A 20215-nucleotide genomic window follows, 5' to 3' on the forward strand; every position below is an offset into this window, starting at 1 on the left:
ATTACAGAATACGAATTCCTGCTCCCCTGCCCAAGCACGGCCGCTGCTCGACTTGTTTCGGATACTGCCGGTGGTACTCGTCCAGCCACATCTGATTGATTTCTTCCAGCGCCGGCATGCCCGCGACGCGCATCCATGTGACGATGGTGTAGCGGTGACCGGATGTCACAGGCCGCACGCCGTGGATGTAATTGTGATCTGAGGGGAAGCAAACCAGCGTGCCAGCCTCGGGCTCGATCACCAGGTCGAGCGCGGGGAAGAACAATTCGCCGCCCGAGAAGTCGTCGTTGATGAAATAGACGACGGAAAGATCGCGGTCGAGCGTTTTCTCCCAGAGTTCCAGGCCGTGGTCGTCCTTGTAGAGCGTTTCGGCGTCGACGTGCGGAATGTAGTGGCCGCCGACGCCGTAATGGAGGATCTGCGACGGCTCGCGGTCGCTCACTTCGACTTTGTAGAAAGGATTGATGAACGACGCGATGCTCTTGTCGTCGATGGCGCGCAGTTTCTTCTCCATGGTCTTGGTGAGCTTCACCGTCTGCGTGTCGCGGATCTGTTTGTTGACGACCCATTCGACCTGGCCGCTGTCCTCGCCTTCGAAGTTGGACACGGGAGATTCGGTTTTGACCGCACGCTGGACATAGCTGGAGAGCGACGCCAGATCTTCGGATCCCAGTGCGCCTCGTTGGATCAACACTCCGTCGAGTAGTTTCTTGATCGAGCTCATAGCTATCGGCTCGGCGGCCGGAATACATCAACGTCGTCGTAAAAGCCGGGGCTCTCGTTGGCAGGCCACCATCCTGGCACACCGAGCACAGGCAAGGGCAGGAAATCTTTCGCGGCGAGCCGATCGGGATCGAGGCTCGCGGCCAGCGACTCATCGGTGATCTCGTCGACGATGCAGACGTGGGCGGTGATCGCCTTGCGAGGCTGCATCAACTTTTCCATCAGCGCGTGTCCGAAGATCACCAACTCAGCCGAAACCCACTGCGCGCGCAGATCCAGAAACAGCGCATTCCAATTCCGCTGGCGTAATGCTTCGATCAACGACGCGGGAGCCCGCAGTATGGCGGCGTTCTCATCGAATACAGTCAGCGCATCCCGCAACGGACCGCGCGTGCTGGCGTTGCCCAGCACAGCGAGTTGCTCCGCCTGCAGGACATTCAATCTGCGTTTGGTTTGCGGATAGCTCAACCACATCAGACCGTTGAACAGATCGTGCAGGTTGTCGCGCGTGGGAACACGAGCCGTACGAAATATGAATGACTCATACGGTTCGTTTTCCGGCAGCGCCGCCTGCTCGACGAATCGAACCCCGCCCACACTGTCGCCACGCGCACCATTCAAAGCTTCGGCAACAGAGTTGGACGTCGCGGCGTCCAGCACCCGCCTCGCCACTGTTATGTATGGCTCAAGCCATGGTGCTGGAGTTCTTACAGCCTCAGCGAGCGAGGCCAGTGCGGGTGTCATGAGTCATCGCAATCGTTTACGGACGGCGCATTCTACGCGACGCCCGTGACTTCCCGACCAGGCCGACGCGTAAACGATGCCGCCTGGAACCCCTGGTCGTGGCCGACGTTTCCCGCTCAGTTGCCCGCCAACGAGAGGACGCCATGATCCGCAAGCTTGCCTCTGGCGAATATCGCCTGTACTCCAGGAAAACCGACCCGCGAACCGGCAAACGGCGCAACCTCGGCACGTTCAAATCGCGCGCAGCCGCGGAGAAGCACGAACGCGAAGTGCAGTACTTCAAGCGCCACTGAGAGCAGGCGTGGCAGAAGGTCACGTCGCGGCTGAGCCGCTGCTTTCTCTCACTGCCATCCATAGATCGCGCACGTAGTCGAACAACCAGCACGCCAGTTCGAGGCGATGCCAGGTCGTCAGCTCCGTGAGTGAGGTGTAGGCGCCGAGCAGCTGCTCCCGTTGCAGCTTGTCGTACTTGTGATAGACGCACACTGACGCCAGGTCGAACAGTCGCTGGCCCACGCCGGCGTATTCCCAGTCGATCAAGCGCAGTTTGCCGTCGTCCGTGACGTTGAGGTGATGCACGTCGTTGTGACACAGCGTTGCAGCGGAGTTCTCGCGCAGCTTCAATGCCACCTGCAGCGCGCGCTCGCGCAGTGCCTTCGTGGTCAGCGCTGGCTGAATGCCGCGCTCCTGGAGCGTGCGGAAATAACCTTCGAGCGTATCGTTCAGCTCGACGCGCCGAACGCCGATCGGCGGTGACACGCGATGCAGGCGACGAAACAACTGCCCGAGCCGCTGTATGTTTTCTTCCTTCACGGCATCGGCTTCACTCCATGTGTCGCCGAGATACCGGGTGACAAGCACGCGCTGGGCCGGATCGCACAGGATCACCTCCGGCCCGATGCCCGCCTCGTCCACGGCGGCCAGCACCAGCGCTTCGCTGTGCCGATCGATTTGTAACGCCTGCTCGGCCGTGTTGCTGATGCGGACCACGACGTCGTCCTGGCGGGTCCGAACCAGCCAGCTCTCGTTGGTAAGGCCGTGCTTGATGGGCTCGCAGGAAAGAACGGCCTCGGCGGAGACCTTGAGCGTTCTCGCGGCGACATCCATGGCAGCCGCGGCGGTGGAGGCCGCGGTCATGTCAGCTCAAATCGATGGCGCGGCGATCGCCGACTTACTCTGCAGCACCTGTTCCCGCCGCCACACAAAATATCCACGCACCACGATCCCGAGATAGATGATGAACAATACCGTGGTGGCCAGCAGCCCCTGGCTGAAGTACAGCCAGGCAGCGGCGGCGTCGACCACGATCCAGTACAACCAGTTCTCGATTATGCGTCGCGCGACCATCCAAGTGGTAACGATGCTGCCCCAGGTGACGAAAGAATCCAGATATGGCGCGGGCGAGTCGGTCCATCGCGACAGTGCCCAGCCGTTCAGCGCGCTCGCGATTATGACAAGCACGGCCACCGTCACGTGCTGGTTCACATTCCACGATTCGATGCGCACGTCGCCCGACTCGGTGCGCCCGCGCTTCCAGTCGATGAAGCCGTACACGGCCATGACCAGGTAGAACACGTTCAGCACGACCTGCATGTACAGCGATGCCTTCACGAACAGCGCGATGTAGATCGACGTGCTGACGAAGGCGCATAGCCAGCACAGCAGGTTGCGACGAACCGCCAGCAGCAGATAGGCCAGGCCGAGCAGCGACGCCGCGGCTTCCCACGGCGACGTTGCCAAGAATTGCTGGATGATGATTTGCGCCGGATGTGCCGGAGCAAGCGCAGCTTCTTCCATGGGCGTTCTCGGTAGCTCAGGCGTCCGGCACGGTGCCACCAAGCACCTTCATTACGAACACTTTGCGCCCCTGCTCGCCGAAGCTGGTCGCGGTTTCTTTGCCCAGGATCTCGAACAGCCGCGCATGCTCACCCGCGATCTGCGTGCTCATGGCGTTGGTGGTGACCTGCAGCTCCGGGTACTTGTTGAGCCGCTCGATGAAATCCTTGATCGGCGGAATGTAGTCCGAGTCGAGCGGATACAGGCTGATCTCGATAGCAGTGCGCATTACTTGAACTCCCAACGGAAAGTGACGCCGAATTGCCGCGGCTCGCCGAGCTGCGTGTAGCGCTTGTTGGCGAAATCGGGCGGCTCGTTGCCGAAGTAAAAACCTCGGGTGAAATAGTCCTCGTCGAATACATTGCGGCCCCAGGCGTACACGGCCCAGCGATCGGCCTCGTATCCAGCTTTGAGATGCGTCAGCGAGTACGCGTTCGACCGATAGTTGTTCTTGTTCGGATCGAGATCGGGCACATCGAAGTAGTAATTATCGCTGGCTACGACATCGACCCTCGCCATCCAACCCTGCGGATGACGCCATGTGGCGTTCACCGACGCCAGATACTCGGGCGCGTACGCCTGATCGCGATCGCTGACATCCTGAACGCCGTCAGGACGGAACCCGGAGTAGCGAGTCCGTAGCAAGCCCAGGGCGCCGCCCAGCTCGAGCTGATCGGTCGCATGCCAGCGCACGCTGCTCTCGATGCCCAGGTTACGACCGCCGGAAGCGTTGTCCGTGTAGAACAGATAACTGCTCGGATCGCCAGGGACCAGCTGCTGGCTGACGGCGATCTGCATGTCGGTGCGCTTCATATAAAAGGCGGTCACGTCCGCATACAGCCGGCCCTGGAGCCACTCGCCTTTCATACCGACATCGAGGCCGACCAGGTACTCGGGCAGGAACTGAGTCTTGATGGCGGCGCCCTCGCCAAGATTGAAACCGCCGGCCTTGTAGCCACGCGACACAGTGGCGAACCAACGCAAATGTTCGCGCTGATCGAAGTACAACGTGGCTTGTCCGCCCCACATGGAGTCCTTCGCGGACTCATCGATGCCAGTCAGCGAATCGCCGGTGCGACGATCGCTGTAATCGGCATCACGCTGCTCGCCTCGCAAGCCGAACGACCAGCCCCAGCGATCGTTGAACGGCGCTTCGACCTGCGCGTACGCAGCGAGGTTCTGCGCGTCGTAGTCGCTCAGCACTCGCTTGTCGATGGAGCCGGACCAGTCAGGGAAGAACGGGTCGACATAGACGCCGACCGAAGTCGAATCGAGTTGCTCATCGACGTCGAGCACGTAAACACCCACGACCCACGTCAGTCCGTGCGGGGACGCGGCCGAGTCGGACGTGAGGCGCGCTTCGAGACTGCGACCGCGACGATCCCGCTGCTGGCGATCGAAATAATCGTAGGTGTACGGCGCCCAGCTCTCCGCGTTGCCCCAATCGGAATCGAAGCTGTAGTCGGTTTCGCTATCGGACAGCGTCGCCGTCACCGTCAGTCGTCCGAGCTGGCCCGCCGAAGTATCGACGCGAAGCGCCGCGCCGTCTGACTTCTGCGCATCCTTGCCGGGTCGATCGGCAAGTGAAGTGCGTGTGTTGTCGATCGACCATGCGTCGTAGCCGTTGTCGAGATCGGCGTGCAGCCAAGTCAGATCGACCGTAGTGCTCTCGCTCGGCTGCCAACGCCACTTGGCGCGTGCGGTGAGCTCATCACGATCCATGGTGTCGTCGCGCCCGAGATAAACATCGTCACGGAAACCGTCACTGCGAAAGTTTTGAACGGCAACGCGCCATGCGGAGTTCAATGACTCCACAGGACCGGTCGCGACCGCACCGAGGGAGCGGCTGTTATATTCGCCATACGACGCTTCGGTGGAAAAACCAAACTCGTCTTCGGGATCGCGGCCGCGCATGACGATGAGACCGCCGAGCGCGTTGGCGCCATAGTGCAAACCTTGCGGACCACGCAGCACTTCAATGCGGTCGACGTCGAACAAAGTCGCAGGCATGCCCATGCCGCTGAAATCGATGCCGTCGATCAGGAAACCCACGGAAGGATTCGGCGCGCCCTGATATTCCTCGCGCTCACCGATACCGCGTATTTGGAGAAAACGTGGCCGCGATGTGCCGCCGGCATAAGTCAGATTCGGCACGGATATGAGCACATCTTCGAAATGCTGGCGGCCGGCATCGCGCAACGTTTGCTGATCGAGCACAGTTACGCTGACCGGCGCTTCGGCCAGAGATTGCTGACGCAGTGTCGCGGTGACGACCACCTCTTCGATAAGGTTGTCGTCAGCGGCCATGGCCGTTGTCGCGCCGAGCGCGGTGAATGCCAGAGTCACGGCCGCGCGGGTGCGGCTCCCCGAGTCATTATATTTATCAGCAGACATTGCCAGATCCTCACGGTGGAAGATCCGGGCACGGGCGAGAAAAGAAGCAGTACGGGAAATGAACGGAAGGCGAGTCACGACCTGCTCCCTACGCCGGTACTAACCGGATCAGGTTCAACGGGTCCGCCGATGAGCACCAGCAGCGCTGGGCGGTCGGCATCTCAGGCCCCAGTCAGGGCCACCCCTAAGGCGGACACGATTGTAACAGAGAGCGCCACTCACTGTTTCATTGGAAAAAGCGGCCTACGGCCCTTTTTCGGACAGCGGCTCCGTTGCCGCCGTCAAAAGGCGCGACTTTTGCCGGCTACCTCGCAGCAGACTTCCAGGCCGGTCGCAAGTTCGACGGGCAGCTAGGCACCAATCGCATCTAGCGCTATAAGAGCGCTTTGTTTTTTCCTGGCTGCAACACCATGCCCAACCGACATTGCCGGCTGTTCCACGTCGACGCGTTCACTCGCACGCGCTTTACCGGTAACCCCGCCATCGTGGTGCTGGACGCGGATGAGCTGTCGGACGAGCAGATGCAGACCATCGCCACCGAAGTGAACGGCGAGACCGCCTTCGTGCTGGAAGCCGAATCCGGCGATCACGACATGCAGGTGAGATTCTTCACGCCGCGCCATGAAGTGCCGTTCGTCGGTCACGCCACCGTCGCCGCGCAATACGTGCGCGCGAAGAAAGATGGCAAGCCGGTGGGCAAGCTGCGGCAGCGCACGGGCGCGGGCATCGTCGAAATCGAAGTCACCGAGGTGGACGGCGACCTGCGCATCGCCATCACGCAGAATCCGCCGTCGCTGGGGCCTGTCATTCCGGAGCATCACCGCCGCCAGGTGTTGAACGCGCTCGGCATCTCCAGCCCGAGCCTGCATGTCGATTGTCCTTTGCAGGTGCTGACCAAGGGCGGCTCGCGCCTGCTGGTCGGCCTGAAATCCAACGATCTGCTTGGCTCCATCAAGCCGGATTTCGAGGAGCTGGCGCGTCTCACCTCGCACGTCGGCGCGGAGGGTTATTTCGTATTCGCGCTCGTCGAGAACGACGGCGTCATCGGCACCGAGTCGCGCATGTTTGTTCCTGCGCTCGGGATTCGCGAGGATGCGGTCAGCGGTAACGCGCACGGCATGCTCGGCGTGTATCTGGTCAATCAGGGCCTGCTGGAGCCGAAGGACGGTCGCGTCGTGTTCCAGGGCCGCCAAGGCATGTGGATGCGTCGGCCCGGCATGGTTCAGGTCGAGGTCGAGTCCTCGGGCAAGGTGGCGCAGTCGGTCCGCATCGTCGGCGACGCCGTGATCGTGTACGAGGCCGACATCCAGGCCTGAAGCCCAGGTCCGAGCCCCGGCCGACCCGCCCTTTTCGCCAGAAAAACTCCTACCGACAGCGACTTGGGCGGGCTCCGCAGCCCGTTCCGGCCCTCAATGAGGCGGTTGCCTACGGCCCGCCCTCAGCCGGACACCCGGAAATTCCCGGCAACCGCCGGAAAAATTTCTTTCCTTACAAAGACTTCGGCCGAAGTTTCGGGTAGAATGCGCGCCCTTCGCCTGGGCGCCCCGGTCGGGAGCGGCCTGGGTAACTGCATTTGCGCGGTTTTCCGATAGAATCCGCGCCCGCCCAAATGACCCACAACCTAGCTGCGCACTGACCTTGTAACGGAAATCAGACATGCCCCGTACTACAGCCCTTGCCGATATTCGAAACATCGGCATCATCGCCCACGTCGACGCCGGTAAGACCACGACCACCGAACGCATCCTGTATTACACGGGCCGCAAGCACACCATCGTCGACGTTCACGACACCAAGGACTTGAAGTCGTCCACCACCACGGACTACCTCGAGCAGGAACAGAAGCGCGGCATCACCATTCAGTCGGCCGCGGTGTCGACCTTCTGGCGCAAGAAGAAGATCAACGTCATCGACACTCCGGGTCACGTCGACTTCACCATCGAAGTGAACCGCTCGCTGCGCGTGCTCGACGGCGCGGTCGTCGTGTTCGACGGCGTCGCCGGCGTGGAGCCGCAGTCTGAAACGAACTGGCGTCTCGCCGACAACTACGGCGTGCCGCGTATTTGCTACGTCAACAAGATGGACCGCAGCGGCGCGAACTTCCTGCGCTGCGTGGACATGATCAAGAAGCGCCTCGGCGCGCGTCCGCTGCCGGTGCAGCTGCCGATCGGCTCGGAAGACAACTTCAAGGGCATGGTCGACCTGGTCGAGATGAAGGCGCTGGTGTGGGATTCGGACGATCGCGACGCCGAGCCGAAGGTGTACGAGATCACCCCGGATCTGGCCGACAAGCTGAACATCAGCGTGCCGAGCGATCGCAAGATCCTCGCCGACATCGCCCAATTCCGTTCCGACCTGGTCGACACCTGCCTGGAGCAGGACGATGCGGCGATGGAAAAGTACCTGGAAGAAGGCGTCGAGCCGTCTGCCGACGTGCTGCGCAAGTGCCTCCGCAAGGGCACGATCACTGCCGTGTTCAATCCGGTGCTGTGCGGCTCTTCGTACAAGAACAAGGGCGTGACCCAGATGCTCGACGCGGTCGTCGACTATCTGCCGGCCCCGACCGACGTCGAAGCCATCAAGACCGTGGACCAGGACGGTAACCCGAACGGCGAGCGCAAGAGCTCGGACGACGAGCCGTTCGCCGGCCTCGCGTTCAAGGTGATCAACGACGCGTACGGCGCGCTCACCTTCGTGCGCGTGTACTCGGGCGTGCTGACCAAGGGCATGTCGGTGATGAACTCGACTCGCGGCAAGCGCGAGAAGATCGGCCGCATGGTGGAAATGTTCGCCAAGGAAGCGAACCCGATCGAAGAAGCCCGCGCGGGTGACATCATCGCGCTGGTCTCGCTGGCCGAAACCGAAACCGGCGACACCCTGTGCGCCTCCGAGAGCCCGGTGATCCTGGAGCGCATGCGCTTCCCGGACCCCGTCATCAGCGTGTCGGTGAAGCCGAAGAACAAGGCCGAGCAGGAGAAGTTCGGCACGGCCCTGGGCAAGATGGTCCGCGCCGATCCTTCGCTGCGTCTCGAAACCGACCGCGAAACGGGCCAGACCATTCTGCGCGGCATGGGCGAGTTGCACCTCGAAGTGACGCTCGACCGTATGCGTACGGAGTTCAACGTCGAAGGCATCATGGGTCAGCCGCAGGTGGCGTACCGCGAAGCCTTCACGAAGACCATTGCCGAGCAGTACGTCCACAAGAAACAGACCGGCGGTTCCGGTCAGTTCGCCGAAGTGTGGATCACGTTCGAGCCGCTCGAGCGCGGCAAGGGCTTCGAGTTCGTCGACGAAACCGTCGGCGGCTCGGTGCCGCGTGAATACGTGCCGTCGGTGGAAAAAGGTCTGCGCATGCAGATGGAAGACGGCGTGCTCGCCGGCTACCCGACCGTGGACTTCAGGGCCCGCCTCACGGACGGCAGCTACCACGACGTGGACTCGAACGCGCTGACGTTCGAAATCGCGGCGAAGGCCTGCTTCCGCGAAGCCATCCGCAAGGCCGGCCCGATCCTGCTCGAGCCGGTGATGAAGGTCGAGACGGTGACCCCGGCCGACTACCTGGGCGACGTGATCGGCGACATCAACCGCCGCCGCGGCATGATCCAGGAGCAGCTGGAGCGTGGCACCAACATCGCCGTCGTGGCCACCGTGCCGCTGTCGGAAATGTTCGGCTACATCGGTCACCTGCGTGGCATGACCTCGGGTCGCGCCTCGTACACGATGGAATTCTCGCACTACGACCCAGTGCCGAAGAACGTCGCCGACGTGGTGATCGAGGAAGCGGCCAAGGCGAAGGCTGCGCCGAAGGGCTAAGTCGCTCGCAAGCTCGGGATGAGCAAAGGGCGGTGTCTTCGGACACCGCCCTTTTTATTTGCGCGATTCAGGGAGCGGCTTTCATCGCCGGCAGCAGACGATCGCGCAGCCAGAACATCGGCTCGAGCATGTCTTGCCGGTTGAACCGCGTGCCTGTGGTGACCATGACCGCGTCGAGCTGCGGCATGACCATCAGAAACGAGCCGCCGTTGCCTTGCGCCCACCACAGCTTGGTCTGCGGGAGATTCGGATCCTTGGTGTGATCCAGCCACCACAGATATCCATAGCGTTGATTCATGCCGGGAATACCGGTGCGCTCCTGCGTCATCGCATCGATCCATGTTTCGGACACGATGCGCGTGCCTTTGTATGTACCTCGCTTCAGCACCAGCTCGCCGATCTTCAACAAATCGTCCGGCTCCAATCGCAAGTGGCCGCCCGTGTCGACGCCGCGCTTGCCATCGTAGTACCGCCACTCGGCGCGCCGCACCTCGATCGGAATGAACAAATATTTCAGCGCGAACGCGTCGGCTGACATGCTCACCGCCGCCGACAGAATCTCACCCAGCGCCACCACGTTACCGGTGCAATAGGAAAATTCCTTCCCCGGGTCGGCGCGCATCTTCTGCTCGCTCCAGAAGGCGACCCAGTCGCCCTGCCGGTACATCTTGTCCTCCTGCCCCGGCGACTTCGGATCCCAATCGTTGCAATCGAGACCGCTGCGCATGGTGAGCAGATCCTCGAGCGTCATCGCCGCCTTACGCGGATCCTTCTCGAAGACCGTACGACGCGTCGGCAGCAGGTCCATGACTTTCGCTTGCACCGACGGAATCGCACCTCGATCTATGGCGATACCGATCAGCAGAGCGGTGACAGATTTCGTCGCCGAACGCAGATCCGGCGGCCACCTTTCCGAACGCGGCTCAACAGCGCGACCGACGACCGTGTTGTCGACCTGCAATACGAATGACTCGATGCCCGCATGCTGTCCGGCTTTAATCTCGGCAGCGAGCTGTTGCGCCGGCAGCAACGACTCCGCGCTCGCACGCACGCCGAAAGTTATCAGCATCGCAACGAATGCTACGTCGAGGGCGAGGCGGCGGATGGATCTCATGGGAGCCAGTGTCTAACGAGCAGCCGAGTTCGTCCACCGCGAACTGCGGCTCGTTACCAGCTGAAGTCGATGTCGACTTGCTCCACTTTGCCGCCGCGGCCGATGCGCAACACATGCTTCACGGCAGGTACGATGTCTTCGGGATCGTGCACGGCCATGACGATCTGTGTGCCTTGCTCCGCCAGCTGCTCGATGAAGCCGAGCACGGTTGCGCGCACGTCACCATCGAGGCCGGTGCAGGGCTCGTCGAGCAGCAGCAACTCGGGCTCGTTCATCATGGCGCGGGCAAACAAAGCGAGGCGCATCTGGCCATATGAAACTTGTCGCGGGCCGCGGGCGCGCAGGCGTTCGATGTTGAAGAACTGTAGCCAGCGGTCGGCAGCCTTCACGTCGGCGCTGCTCGGCGCGTCGTTCAGGCCGACGCTGGCGTAACGACCGGAGATGACGATCTCCTCGATCGATTTCGCCAGGTAGTGATCCGCTTGCAGCTCCGGCGAGACCCAGCCGACGCGATGTTTCCAGGCTTCGATATGCGTCCCTTTCGGAACACCTTCGCGCTCGATGCTGCCGCCGAGTGCGGGATGCAGATCGCCGTAGATGAGATTGAGCAACGAGCTCTTGCCCGAGCCGTTGGCCCCGAGGATGGCCCAGTTTTCGCCTCGCGCCAGCGTCCAATCGAGACCGCGAATGACTGGCCGGTAGTCGCGATAAATGTCCGCGTTGCGAATGACGAACAGCGGCGTCGAATTGCTCGCGACCGACTTCACGTTGCGCGTCTTCGCGTCGGCGGGTTGCCTCGGCCGCAGTGAGAACTTCTTCCCAGCTCGCGTGGACACGGAAGAAACATTGCGGCTGGCGCCGGTCGCGTTACTTGAGCCGGACGCGATGTCACCCGCGGCTTCATGCCGAGCAACGGCACGCTCGTGACCGACGGGCCCGGCGGACACGATTCGGCCATGCTCGATATGAGCGACGTGCGTGACGTTCTTCGGCAGTTCTTTGGGTCGATGGGAGGTCAAAACCCAATCGTGCCCGCCGCGCGGCTGCTCCAAAGCTTTGCGCAGCTTCTCTTTGGCGCGCACGTCGAGACCGTTGAACACTTCATCCAGCAACAGCACCGCCGCGTTCCCAGCAAACAAACGCGCGACCAAGGCCAACCGTCGCTGGCCGTAAGAAAGGGTAAGAATGCGCCGCTGTCTCAACCCCCACAGCCCGAATCTCCGCAGCACGCGCGTGACGCGCTCGCGCTGAGCGTGTGTAGGCTTGCTCAGCGGAATGTCCTCATCGAACAGCCCCGTCGTCACCACTTGCGTGACGGTAAGATTCCAACCGTAGCGAACGTATTTGTCCTGCCGCTCCGGCCCCACGTACGCGATTTGTTCCTTCGCGAGCGACGACTCGCGGCGCTGCCGGCCCGTGGGCGTGGGCCACATATCGCCGCGGAGCAGCTTGAGCAGCATGGTTTTGCCGGAGCCGTTGGCCCCGATCAGCGCCCAGCGCTCGCCTCGCCGCAAGGTGAAGCTGACTTCGTCGAGCGCGGTGTGCTCGTCGAAGATCAGCGAACAATCGGCAAGCTCGATCAGCGGGGCGGATTTGAGAGATTTTGCAGCGACCACAGGGCGTTGGCGTCGGGCGAGTCGCGCACGACCCGGCCGTCTTGTTCCAGTTTGAGCAGGTGGGCCAGCAGCGAGCCTTTCGCCACTGGATGCAAGCGAGGATCGACATCGTCATAGACGCTGACGACCAGAGTATCGATGTTCACAGTGCCGGCGCGTTCGAGCCGCTCGACCACCTTGGCCTCGCGTTGCAGGCGGTGCGCGACGATGCGAACGATCTCGGCCTGCGCATCCTCAATGGTGAGGCCGTGACCCGGCGCGATGCGACTCACGGATTCCTTCTGCAGGCGCGCCAGCGAGCGCAGATAGTCACCCATGCTGCCGTCCGGCGGACTGATGACCACCGTGGAGCCCTGCATCAGATGGTCCCCGGTAAACAGCAACCCGGTGCCTTCGAGCAGGTAACAAAGATGATTCGAAGCATGCCCCGGCGTGTGCAAGGCACGCAGCACGTGCTCGCCGACTGTCACCCGATCGCCATCGTTCAAAACATTGCTCGGCGCGAATTCGGCATCCTGGCGGCCATGCACGGGCGCGGGCTTCCCCATCACCTTGGCGCCTGTTGCCTGGGCAAGCGCGCCCGCGGCCGGCGAATGATCCGGATGGGTGTGAGTCGCGAGCACCGCATCGATGCGGCCGCCGGTTTTTTCGAGGATACGCTCGACATGCACGGCGTCCTCCGGGCCCGGATCGATAACCACGTACGGGCCGTTACCCACCAGGTACGTGTTCGTGCCCGGCCCGGTCATAAAGCCGGGATTACGCGCCACCAGGCGGCGCACGCCGGGCGCGATCTCGTCGTATTGACCGGAGGTGAGAGGCATGAGTGCAAGATTAACACCACCGTCCACTGCGACGCTGCTCACAAACGACAGGGCCCGTGGACCGACCGATATGGCAAAAATGCGGTGCATGACCGTCCAGTCCGAGCCGTTGCTTAGGTATCATCCCGCCGCAACGGAGCTTCCATAATCGGAGCGACGGCGAGCGTGACCCTAACAATTATTCTGATTGCAGCCCTGGTCGGCCTGGCGGTCTTCATGCTGGGAATGCGTAACTCGGCGACGTCGTCGAGCCGCACCTCCATGGCAGATCCTCCTCGGGATGAAACTCGCGCCGTCCCGCGTTCGGGCTCCGCCGAGGGACCGCCCTTCGAAACCGAAGCGACCGCCAGCGCATTCGCCGAGTGCTACAAGCTCGCGTTCGGCGTGCCCGCGTTCGATTACGACATCTCGGGCCAGCACGCGGCCATCCTGGCGAAGGTCAATGACAACGCGGCCGCGGCAGTACATCAACGTGAATATTTTCCGCGTCGGCCGATGCTGCTGCCGAAGCTCATGCAGGTTCTTAACGACGACGACAGCACCCGCCGGGAACTGGTCAAGCTCCTGCTCGAAGATCCGGCGCTGGCCGGCAGCGCCTTGCAACGAGCCAACAGCGCAGCGTATCGATATTCGCCCGAGCCGGTGGACACGCTCGATCGCGCGGTCGTCATTCTCGGCACCGATGGGCTGCGCAGCCTGCTGGCCACCGCCATCCTGCAGCCGGTGTTCCGTCAGCCCAAAGGTTATTTCGACAACTTCGCCACGGTCACTTGGGAACATGCGCAACGCACGGCCGCAGCTTCAGAAGCTTGCGCACGTTCGATCGGCAATGCCGATCCATTCATCGCGCAGCTGATCGGTCTGCTCGGCCCACTGGCGCGCATCGTGCTGTTTCGACTGACGATGGAAACATATCGCGAACACCAGGACCTGCAGCCGCGCGCCGAAGTCTTCATTCGAGCCATGCAACTGCAGGGACCGAACGTCGCCGGTTTCATCGCCTCGACCTGGGAGCTGTCCGATCCCTCCATTCGCGCCCTGCAGGAACAGACGGACAAGGTCGCGCCAGCCACCATGAGCCCGCTCGGTCAGGCGATTTATTTCGGCGAGCTGTGCGGCGCGCTGGCCCTGCTGACCAAGCGTGGCGGCTATTCCGAAGACGGCGCGCTGGCGCTGCTCATGGAACAAGGCCTGAACCGCGAGACCGCTCAGAAAATCTGGCAGGCCGCACGGGCCGCCGCCGAGGAATAAGCCCCCGGAACCGTCTCGCGACGGCAGCCGTTCACTGCATAACCGTAGTGAATGAGAAACGCCGTCATGCCGTCGAATAAACCTGAGCGCCCGCCGCCGGGCCTGCATCGTCTGCTGAATTACGGGCGCGAGCAGGGTAAAGTGGGTTGGATCCTGCTTTGGCTGCTGGGTGTCCCGATCCCGGTGCTGTTGGTCCTGTTTCTGATCCGCGGCTGCACCTGAGATAAATTGCATGCTCGTCACCTTCCGCTCGACCGCGACCGAATCCATCACGATGTTCCACGACGTCGCGGTTCAGCTGCTCAAGCTCATGGGCGCGACCGGGCGGATTCCCGGAGGGCTCGGGCCCGAGGATGTCGGCCTGGCCCTGCGCCAGCTGGAGCACGCCACCGAACAGATCAAGGCCGGCACGCACGTGACCCCGGCCCGCCCGGCCGACAACGAAGACTCCAAGAACGAGGACGAAGACGACGAGGATCGCGAGCCGCCGGTGGACCTGGCGACCCGGGCCGTGCCGTTGCTGAGCATCCTCAAGCGCGCCGCGGCCGCCAACGCCGAAATCACTTGGGAAGCCAAGGGTAAGTAGCGCGGATTCTTCCGGCCCCCGCCCCCATCGCTGACCTCGGCCCTCGACCGGGGTGGTAAACTGTGCGATCAGTTCATGGGAGCCATTCATGGGCCGCATTTTCGAAGTCAGAAAGCATGCGATGTTCGCGCGGTGGAACCGCATGGCGAAGCAGTTCGCCCGCATCGGTAAGGACATCACCATCGCCGTGAAGGCCGGCGGCCCTGACCCGAACTCCAACCCCGCCCTGCGCCGCGTGATCCAGAACTCACGCGCCGTGAACATGCCCAAGGACAAGGTCGAAGCCGCGATCAAGCGCGCCTCGGGCAAGGACGCGACCAACTTCACCGAAATCCTGTACGAAGGCTACGCGCCGCACGGTGTGGCCGTGCTGGTCGAAACGGCCACCGACAATCCGACGCGGACGGTCGCCAACGTGCGCAGCATCTTCACCAAGCACAACGGCAATCTCGGCACCTCGAACAGCGTCAGCTTCCAGTTCAAGAAGATGGGCGTGTTCCGGTTGAACCCGGAAGGCATCGATCAGGACGACCTGGAGCTGTTCCTGATCGATCACGGCCTGGAGGAGATGGGCGAGAGCACGGGCGAGAAGGGCGAGCCGCAGATCGTGGCCCGTTGCAACTTCCCGGAGTTCGGCCAGATGCAGAAGGCGCTGGAAGATCGCGGCATCTCGCCGCTGTCCGCCGAGCACGAATATATCTGCATGACCCCGACCGAGCTGCCCGAAGCGCAGGCCACGGAAGTACTGGAGATGATCGACAAGCTCGAGCAGGACGATGACGTCCAAAAGGTCTATCACACGCTGGCCTGATGAAGCTCGGGATCGGGCTTTCTCGCCGCGACTCTCGTGAGTGACGACGTGTCTTTGAACCGGCTGCAGGCCGCATTTGGCGATGACCTGTTCCGGGCCGCGCAGCAGTTGGCGAGCGGCGGCGCTGTCAGCGAGCTGCGCGTTGTGCAATCGGGCCTGGTCGTCACCGGCCAGGTCACCGAAGGTCCGCAGCGGCATCGCGTTTACATCCGCCACGCGGCGACCAACGACCGACAGATTGCCGAGGCTGAATGCAGCTGTGGCAAGGCAAGCCCGTGCGTGCATGTCGCTGCTGTAGCCATCGCGGCGGCGACCAATGCGCCGAGCCTCGCGACGCCTCAGCGACCTGCGTCCTCGCTGCAACGTGCGACATCCGCTTCGACGGGCCCACAGCTTCAGCAACGCCTCTACTATCTCCTGCAAGCCACTTCAGCGGGCGAGTTGCAGTTATCGACATGGGTGGGCCAGGCGCCGCCGGGATCGACTCGACTCGCACGCGGCAGCTCCAGTGTGTTCGTACCCCGCAGTAACGGCGGTAACGATTTCCCTCGATATGTCGATTCACAAGATCGGCAGATCCTCCAGTCGCTGCTCGCACAAAGAACCGACGGCCCCTGGATATTGCGCGATGACAGCGGAATAGCCGCGCTGAACGATGTCATCGCCACCGGCCGTGCTCGCTGGCAAACATTGGACAGCGCATCGCTCAAGACAGGCAAGCCGCGTCAGGCGCGTTTGTCATGGCAACAGCTCGAGAACGGCGATCAATATCTGCAATGCGAAGTCCTCCTCAACGATAAACGCGACGAAGCCGTCGTCACGTTCTTCGATCTCGATGTCGCGACGTATATCGATCCTGGCAGCAAGGAAGTGGGCGGGCTGACCCTGCCCTGCTCTCTCGAAACCTTCCGTCGCTTCTGGAACGGGCCGCCGGTCACGCCGGAGCACGCGGTCGAAGTGAACGAGGAGATCGAGGGCGCCTGCCCCACGCTGCCCAGGCTGCGCACGCTGACGCCACAACCTCACAAGCGGCGCAGCCTGACGCCGCAGCTGTTTCTGGCCGAAGATCCCATCGCCACGCTGTACTTCGTTTACAACGGACTGCCTGTCTACAGCCGCTCGCTCCGTGACGACATGACTCACGTGAGAATCGCGAAGGAGAACAAGCTCTACGAGATTCCACGCGACCGGAATGGCGAGCGCCGGATCCAGGAGCGCTTCAACGCCGCGATCTCCGGCCACTCGCAAGGACGAGATTTCTGGCTGGCTTTCATGCACGAAGGCGTTCAGCAACTGCGCGACGAAGGCTGGGATGTCGTCATCGACGATGCCTTTCCTTATCGGCTGGCGTCGGCGGGCGAGTGGTATGTCGATGCCGACACCGGCCGCGATCGCGAATGGTTCGATCTGAAGCTGGGCCTGGTCGTCGACGGCGTGCAAATCAACCTGCTGCCAGCGCTGGTCGATTATCTGCAAGGCGCGCTCGGTAACGGCGAAGCTGGCGTGCATCGAATCGGCGACCAGTTGTTCGTGCAGTTGCCCGACGGTCGATACCTGCCCGTGCCCATCGAACGCATCCGGCGTATCGCCGACACGCTGGTCGAGTTGTTCGATCACGATGCGCTCGATAAGCAACAACGACTGTCGCTGCCCGCCTCTCAAGCGACCCGGCTGGCGCAGCTGACCGCGGAGCCCGACGCGCCCGTCTTGCGCTCGGCGAACTCAGCGTTACTCGACTCCGTCGCCGAGCTCCGTAACTTTTCGGCTATCGAGCCGCTGCAAGCACCCGCCCGGTTCAATGCAACGCTGCGTCCGTATCAACAGGAAGGCTTGGGCTGGCTGCAATTCCTGCGGCGCTGTCGTCTGGGCGGCATCCTCGCCGACGACATGGGCTTGGGCAAAACAGTCCAGACGCTCGCCCATCTCGCGATAGAGAAGGAACGAGGCCGGCTGACCAAGCCGTCGCTCATCGTCGCGCCCGTGAGCGTCATCGGTAATTGGCAACGCGAGATCCAGCAGTTCGCGCCGCATTTGAAACAACTGACTCTGCACGGCTCGCGGCGTAAAGAGCTCTTCGGGTCGATTCGCGACGCCGACATCGTCATCACCGCGTATCCGCTGTTGCAGCTCGATGGCGAAGTGCTGACGGCGCACGAGTTCTATCTGGTGGTGATGGACGAAGCGCAGGTCATCAAGAACCCTCGCGCGAAAGTCTCTCAGGCCGCGCGGGCGCTGCGCGCCGATCATCGGCTCTGCCTCACCGGCACACCGATGGAGAATCATCTGGGCGAGCTGTGGTCGCTCATCGATTTCCTGCAACCTGGCATGCTCGGCGACGAACGGGACTTCCAACGCCAGTATCGGAACGCCATCGAAAAGAACGAGGACCGCGATCGCGCGCTGTCGCTCAGCCGGCGCATCGCGCCGTTCGTCCTGCGGCGTACTAAAGACGCCGTCGCGCCGGAGCTGCCCGAGAAAACGCAGATCATCGAGACCATCGCGCTCGATGAGAAGCAGCGCGATTTCTACGATGGCGTGCGTCTCGCCTCGCATCGCCGTGTTCGCGAGACGATCGAGGAACGCGGGCTGGCGCGGAGCCAGATCACCGTTCTCGATGCTTTGCTCAAGCTGCGTCAGGCCTGTTGCGATCCGCGTCTGGTCGCGTCGGCAGAGGAAAGCGAAGAAGCGATTCCGTCCGCCAAGATGGACTGGCTCAGCAACGCGCTGCCGGAAATGATCGAGGAAGGTCGGCGTATTCTGCTGTTCTCGCAGTTCACGTCGATGCTGAGCTTGATCGAGGAGCAGGTCCAGCAGCTCGGCATTTCGTATCTATTGCTCACCGGCGAGACGCGCGACCGCACGGCACTGGTGGAGAAGTTCCAAAGCGGCACGGTGCCGCTGTTCCTCATCAGTTTGAAAGCGGGCGGCACGGGGTTGAATCTCACTGCCGCCGACACCGTCATTCACTACGATCCCTGGTGGAACCCTGCAGCCGAAGCGCAAGCCACCGATCGCGCGCACCGCATCGGCCAGCACAAGCCTGTGTTCGTTTACAAGCTGATCGCGCAAGGCACCGTCGAAGAGCGCATCGTGCGCCTGCAAGAACAGAAGCACGCTCTCGCCACCCAGCTCTATACCGAAAAGAACGCCGCGCCGCTGCAACTGAACGCGGCCGACCTGGATATGTTGTTTGCTCCATGATCAAAATCGATAGCACGCTGCAGAAGCAGGTGGACGACCAACTGCTCGAACAAGGCGCGTTCACCGTATTGGAACTACTGCTGGCCACCGGCCGACTCGCCTACAGCGACTACGAGAGCTGGCGGCGGCAGGAAATCGAATTCCTCGACGGCGTGCTGATGGGCAGCCCGGAGAAGATTCGGGCACAGATCGAACAATCCGTGAATTACGCGCGCAGCATCGGGTTAGTCGAGCAGCCGCAGGAATTCACGCCGTGGCATTCGGATGCGCCGGCGAGCAACAAGCCTTTGCGTATCAGCGCACAGGGCGAGCTGCATCGACTCATCGCCGGGCGGTTCATTCCTGCCCAGCAAGCGCCGCAGATGGATTTGTTCTTCGACAATCCCGTAGCGGCGCTGACCAATGGCATCGCGCGAGCACTCGCCGCCGCGAATGTCGCCGACGCGCAGCGACAGCTCGATCGGCTATATGAGATCGCGCCGACACACTCGGATCTGGCGGGCTACGATCGATTGGTTGCCACGCTGTCACGGCTGGATCATCCGATAGAGGATGCGCGACAGCACCTGGAGTTTCTGCTCGACACCGCGCCCACTGCCAAGCGCCTGCTCGGCTCGCAGTATCGTGAGCTGCTGACGCCGCTTTGGCGACAGCTGGCGGATGCGTTGGCCGATCAGCCGTTCTCTCCCGACGAGCCGCAGCTTCACAGCAGCTTCGCGCTCAGCCAGGCGCAGGACTGGGCCGGCGTCAGCGCGTGCGTGCTGAAAGAACAAGAGTGGTGGCGACAACCCGCGCTCTGTTTGCAGCTTGCCCAGAGCGGCGCGTTTCAACATCGTCGCATCGAATCGCTCACCGGTTGGTTCGCTCTGTGCTGGCACGCGCCCTCGGCGGCGGCCGAAGCGTTGAGCAAACCTCAGCAACCTGACGCGGGCATTGGCAAGGCGTGGCAGGAGTTTCTTGCCTCCGAAGATGAGTTGGCCGACGCAGACTCGGACGACGCCGCCCTCCTGCCCGAAGATTTCCCTGCCTGGATGCTGCTGCACGAGCCGGGCCTCGCCCGTCAAATGAGTATGGATCTCGCCCGCGAGCAGACAAGTGGCGAAGAGCATTATCGTTGCGTGCACCGCTGGCTCGAAGCACGACGCGCCCAGAAAAAAGATGACGAGCTCGCCCAGCGCAAAGCGTTGCAATCGGGCCATCCGCTGTTGTTTCGTTATTTGAAAAGCGTCGTCGGCTAGACATCACACCGCAGCAAATCGGGCGCGGCGATGCCGCGCTGCGTTTTCGCACGAAGGGCGTATG

Annotated in this window: 18 protein-coding genes and 1 riboswitch; of the genes, 9 read left to right on the forward strand and 9 right to left on the reverse strand. The window is 62.4% G+C overall.

The features are described from left to right. Position 1 precedes the first annotated feature (1 nt). The gene (locus VGD45_RS28160; RefSeq protein WP_331158722.1) at positions 2-724 is read right to left on the reverse strand and encodes a 2OG-Fe(II) oxygenase; all 723 of its coding nucleotides are present in this window, start codon (positions 722-724) and stop codon (positions 2-4) included. A 2-nt stretch (positions 725-726) separates the two neighbouring features. After that, on the reverse strand, positions 727-1383 hold the full coding sequence (locus tag VGD45_RS28165) for a DUF3025 domain-containing protein (protein WP_331158723.1): 657 nt from the start codon (positions 1381-1383) through the stop codon (positions 727-729). A gap of 227 nt (positions 1384-1610) precedes the next feature. Between VGD45_RS28165 and VGD45_RS28170 the strand changes: the two genes are divergently transcribed. Beyond that, positions 1611-1760 carry a hypothetical protein gene (locus VGD45_RS28170; protein ID WP_331158724.1) on the forward strand — a complete coding sequence of 50 codons (150 nt, stop codon included), beginning with the start codon at positions 1611-1613 and terminating at the stop codon, positions 1758-1760. 19 nt (positions 1761-1779) lie between these two features. Here the strand turns inward: VGD45_RS28170 and VGD45_RS28175 are convergent, their stop codons facing one another. From VGD45_RS28175 to VGD45_RS28190, 4 genes are read right to left on the reverse strand one after another with little or no spacing between them, the layout of a single operon-like run. Then, positions 1780-2604, reverse strand: coding sequence for a phosphotransferase (locus VGD45_RS28175; protein ID WP_331158725.1), 825 nt, complete (start codon positions 2602-2604; stop codon positions 1780-1782). Positions 2605-2610: 6 nt separating this feature from the next. Continuing rightward, complete coding sequence (gene pnuC / locus VGD45_RS28180) at positions 2611-3264, reverse strand: nicotinamide riboside transporter PnuC (RefSeq protein WP_331158726.1); 654 nt, start codon at positions 3262-3264, stop codon at positions 2611-2613. A 16-nt stretch (positions 3265-3280) separates the two neighbouring features. Then, positions 3281-3532 (reverse strand): YkoF family thiamine/hydroxymethylpyrimidine-binding protein, encoded by a 252-nt coding sequence (locus tag VGD45_RS28185; RefSeq protein ID WP_331158727.1) that lies wholly within the window; start codon positions 3530-3532, stop codon positions 3281-3283. Further along, positions 3532-5697, reverse strand: coding sequence for a TonB-dependent receptor (locus VGD45_RS28190; RefSeq protein WP_331158728.1), 2166 nt, complete (start codon positions 5695-5697; stop codon positions 3532-3534). Before VGD45_RS28190 ends, VGD45_RS28185 begins: the two co-directional genes overlap by 1 nt. A gap of 67 nt (positions 5698-5764) precedes the next feature. Beyond that, positions 5765-5893, reverse strand: a riboswitch (TPP riboswitch). 214 nt (positions 5894-6107) lie between these two features. Here VGD45_RS28190 and VGD45_RS28195 point away from each other — a divergent pair. Both VGD45_RS28195 and fusA read left to right on the forward strand, forming a co-directional pair. Further along, on the forward strand, positions 6108-7013 hold the full coding sequence (locus VGD45_RS28195; protein ID WP_331158729.1) for a PhzF family phenazine biosynthesis isomerase: 906 nt from the start codon (positions 6108-6110) through the stop codon (positions 7011-7013). A gap of 340 nt (positions 7014-7353) precedes the next feature. Next, entirely contained in the window at positions 7354-9510 is a 2157-nt protein-coding gene (gene fusA, locus VGD45_RS28200; protein WP_331158730.1) for an elongation factor G, read from the forward strand. A 67-nt stretch (positions 9511-9577) separates the two neighbouring features. Here the strand turns inward: fusA and VGD45_RS28205 are convergent, their stop codons facing one another. The 3 genes from VGD45_RS28205 to VGD45_RS28215 all read right to left on the reverse strand — a co-directional run bounded on the left by VGD45_RS28205 (position 9578) and on the right by VGD45_RS28215 (position 13064). After that, the gene (locus VGD45_RS28205) at positions 9578-10579 is read right to left on the reverse strand and encodes a serine hydrolase (RefSeq protein WP_331158731.1); all 1002 of its coding nucleotides are present in this window, start codon (positions 10577-10579) and stop codon (positions 9578-9580) included. Between the two features lie 98 nt (positions 10580-10677). After that, a complete protein-coding gene (locus tag VGD45_RS28210; protein WP_331158732.1) occupies positions 10678-12240 on the reverse strand; it encodes an ATP-binding cassette domain-containing protein in 1563 nt (520 codons plus the stop codon). Beyond that, positions 12204-13064, reverse strand: a complete 861-nt coding sequence (locus VGD45_RS28215) for an MBL fold metallo-hydrolase (protein WP_331158733.1) — start codon at positions 13062-13064, stop codon at positions 12204-12206. The genes VGD45_RS28210 and VGD45_RS28215 overlap by 37 nt, the downstream gene beginning before the upstream one ends. A 165-nt stretch (positions 13065-13229) precedes the next feature. Here VGD45_RS28215 and VGD45_RS28220 point away from each other — a divergent pair, with 165 nt between their 5' ends. From VGD45_RS28220 to VGD45_RS28245, 6 genes are all read left to right on the forward strand, one after another. Further along, positions 13230-14315: an HDOD domain-containing protein gene (locus VGD45_RS28220; RefSeq protein WP_331158734.1), complete on the forward strand. Its 1086-nt coding sequence runs from the start codon at positions 13230-13232 to the stop codon at positions 14313-14315. Positions 14316-14381: 66 nt separating this feature from the next. Beyond that, positions 14382-14537, forward strand: a complete 156-nt coding sequence (locus VGD45_RS28225; protein ID WP_331158735.1) for a hypothetical protein — start codon at positions 14382-14384, stop codon at positions 14535-14537. 10 nt (positions 14538-14547) lie between these two features. After that, positions 14548-14901, forward strand: coding sequence for a DUF1840 domain-containing protein (locus VGD45_RS28230; protein WP_331158736.1), 354 nt, complete (start codon positions 14548-14550; stop codon positions 14899-14901). Between the two features lie 88 nt (positions 14902-14989). Next, positions 14990-15712 (forward strand): YebC/PmpR family DNA-binding transcriptional regulator, encoded by a 723-nt coding sequence (locus VGD45_RS28235; RefSeq protein ID WP_331158737.1) that lies wholly within the window; start codon positions 14990-14992, stop codon positions 15710-15712. A gap of 36 nt (positions 15713-15748) precedes the next feature. Next, positions 15749-18913 (forward strand): DEAD/DEAH box helicase, encoded by a 3165-nt coding sequence (locus VGD45_RS28240; protein WP_331158738.1) that lies wholly within the window; start codon positions 15749-15751, stop codon positions 18911-18913. Further along, complete coding sequence (locus VGD45_RS28245) at positions 18910-20151, forward strand: hypothetical protein (RefSeq protein ID WP_331158739.1); 1242 nt, start codon at positions 18910-18912, stop codon at positions 20149-20151. The genes VGD45_RS28240 and VGD45_RS28245 overlap by 4 nt, the downstream gene beginning before the upstream one ends. Positions 20152-20215: the final 64 nt, after the last annotated feature.

The organism is Steroidobacter sp. (assembly GCF_036402275.1).
Classification (GTDB): Bacteria; Pseudomonadota; Gammaproteobacteria; order Steroidobacterales; family Steroidobacteraceae; genus Steroidobacter.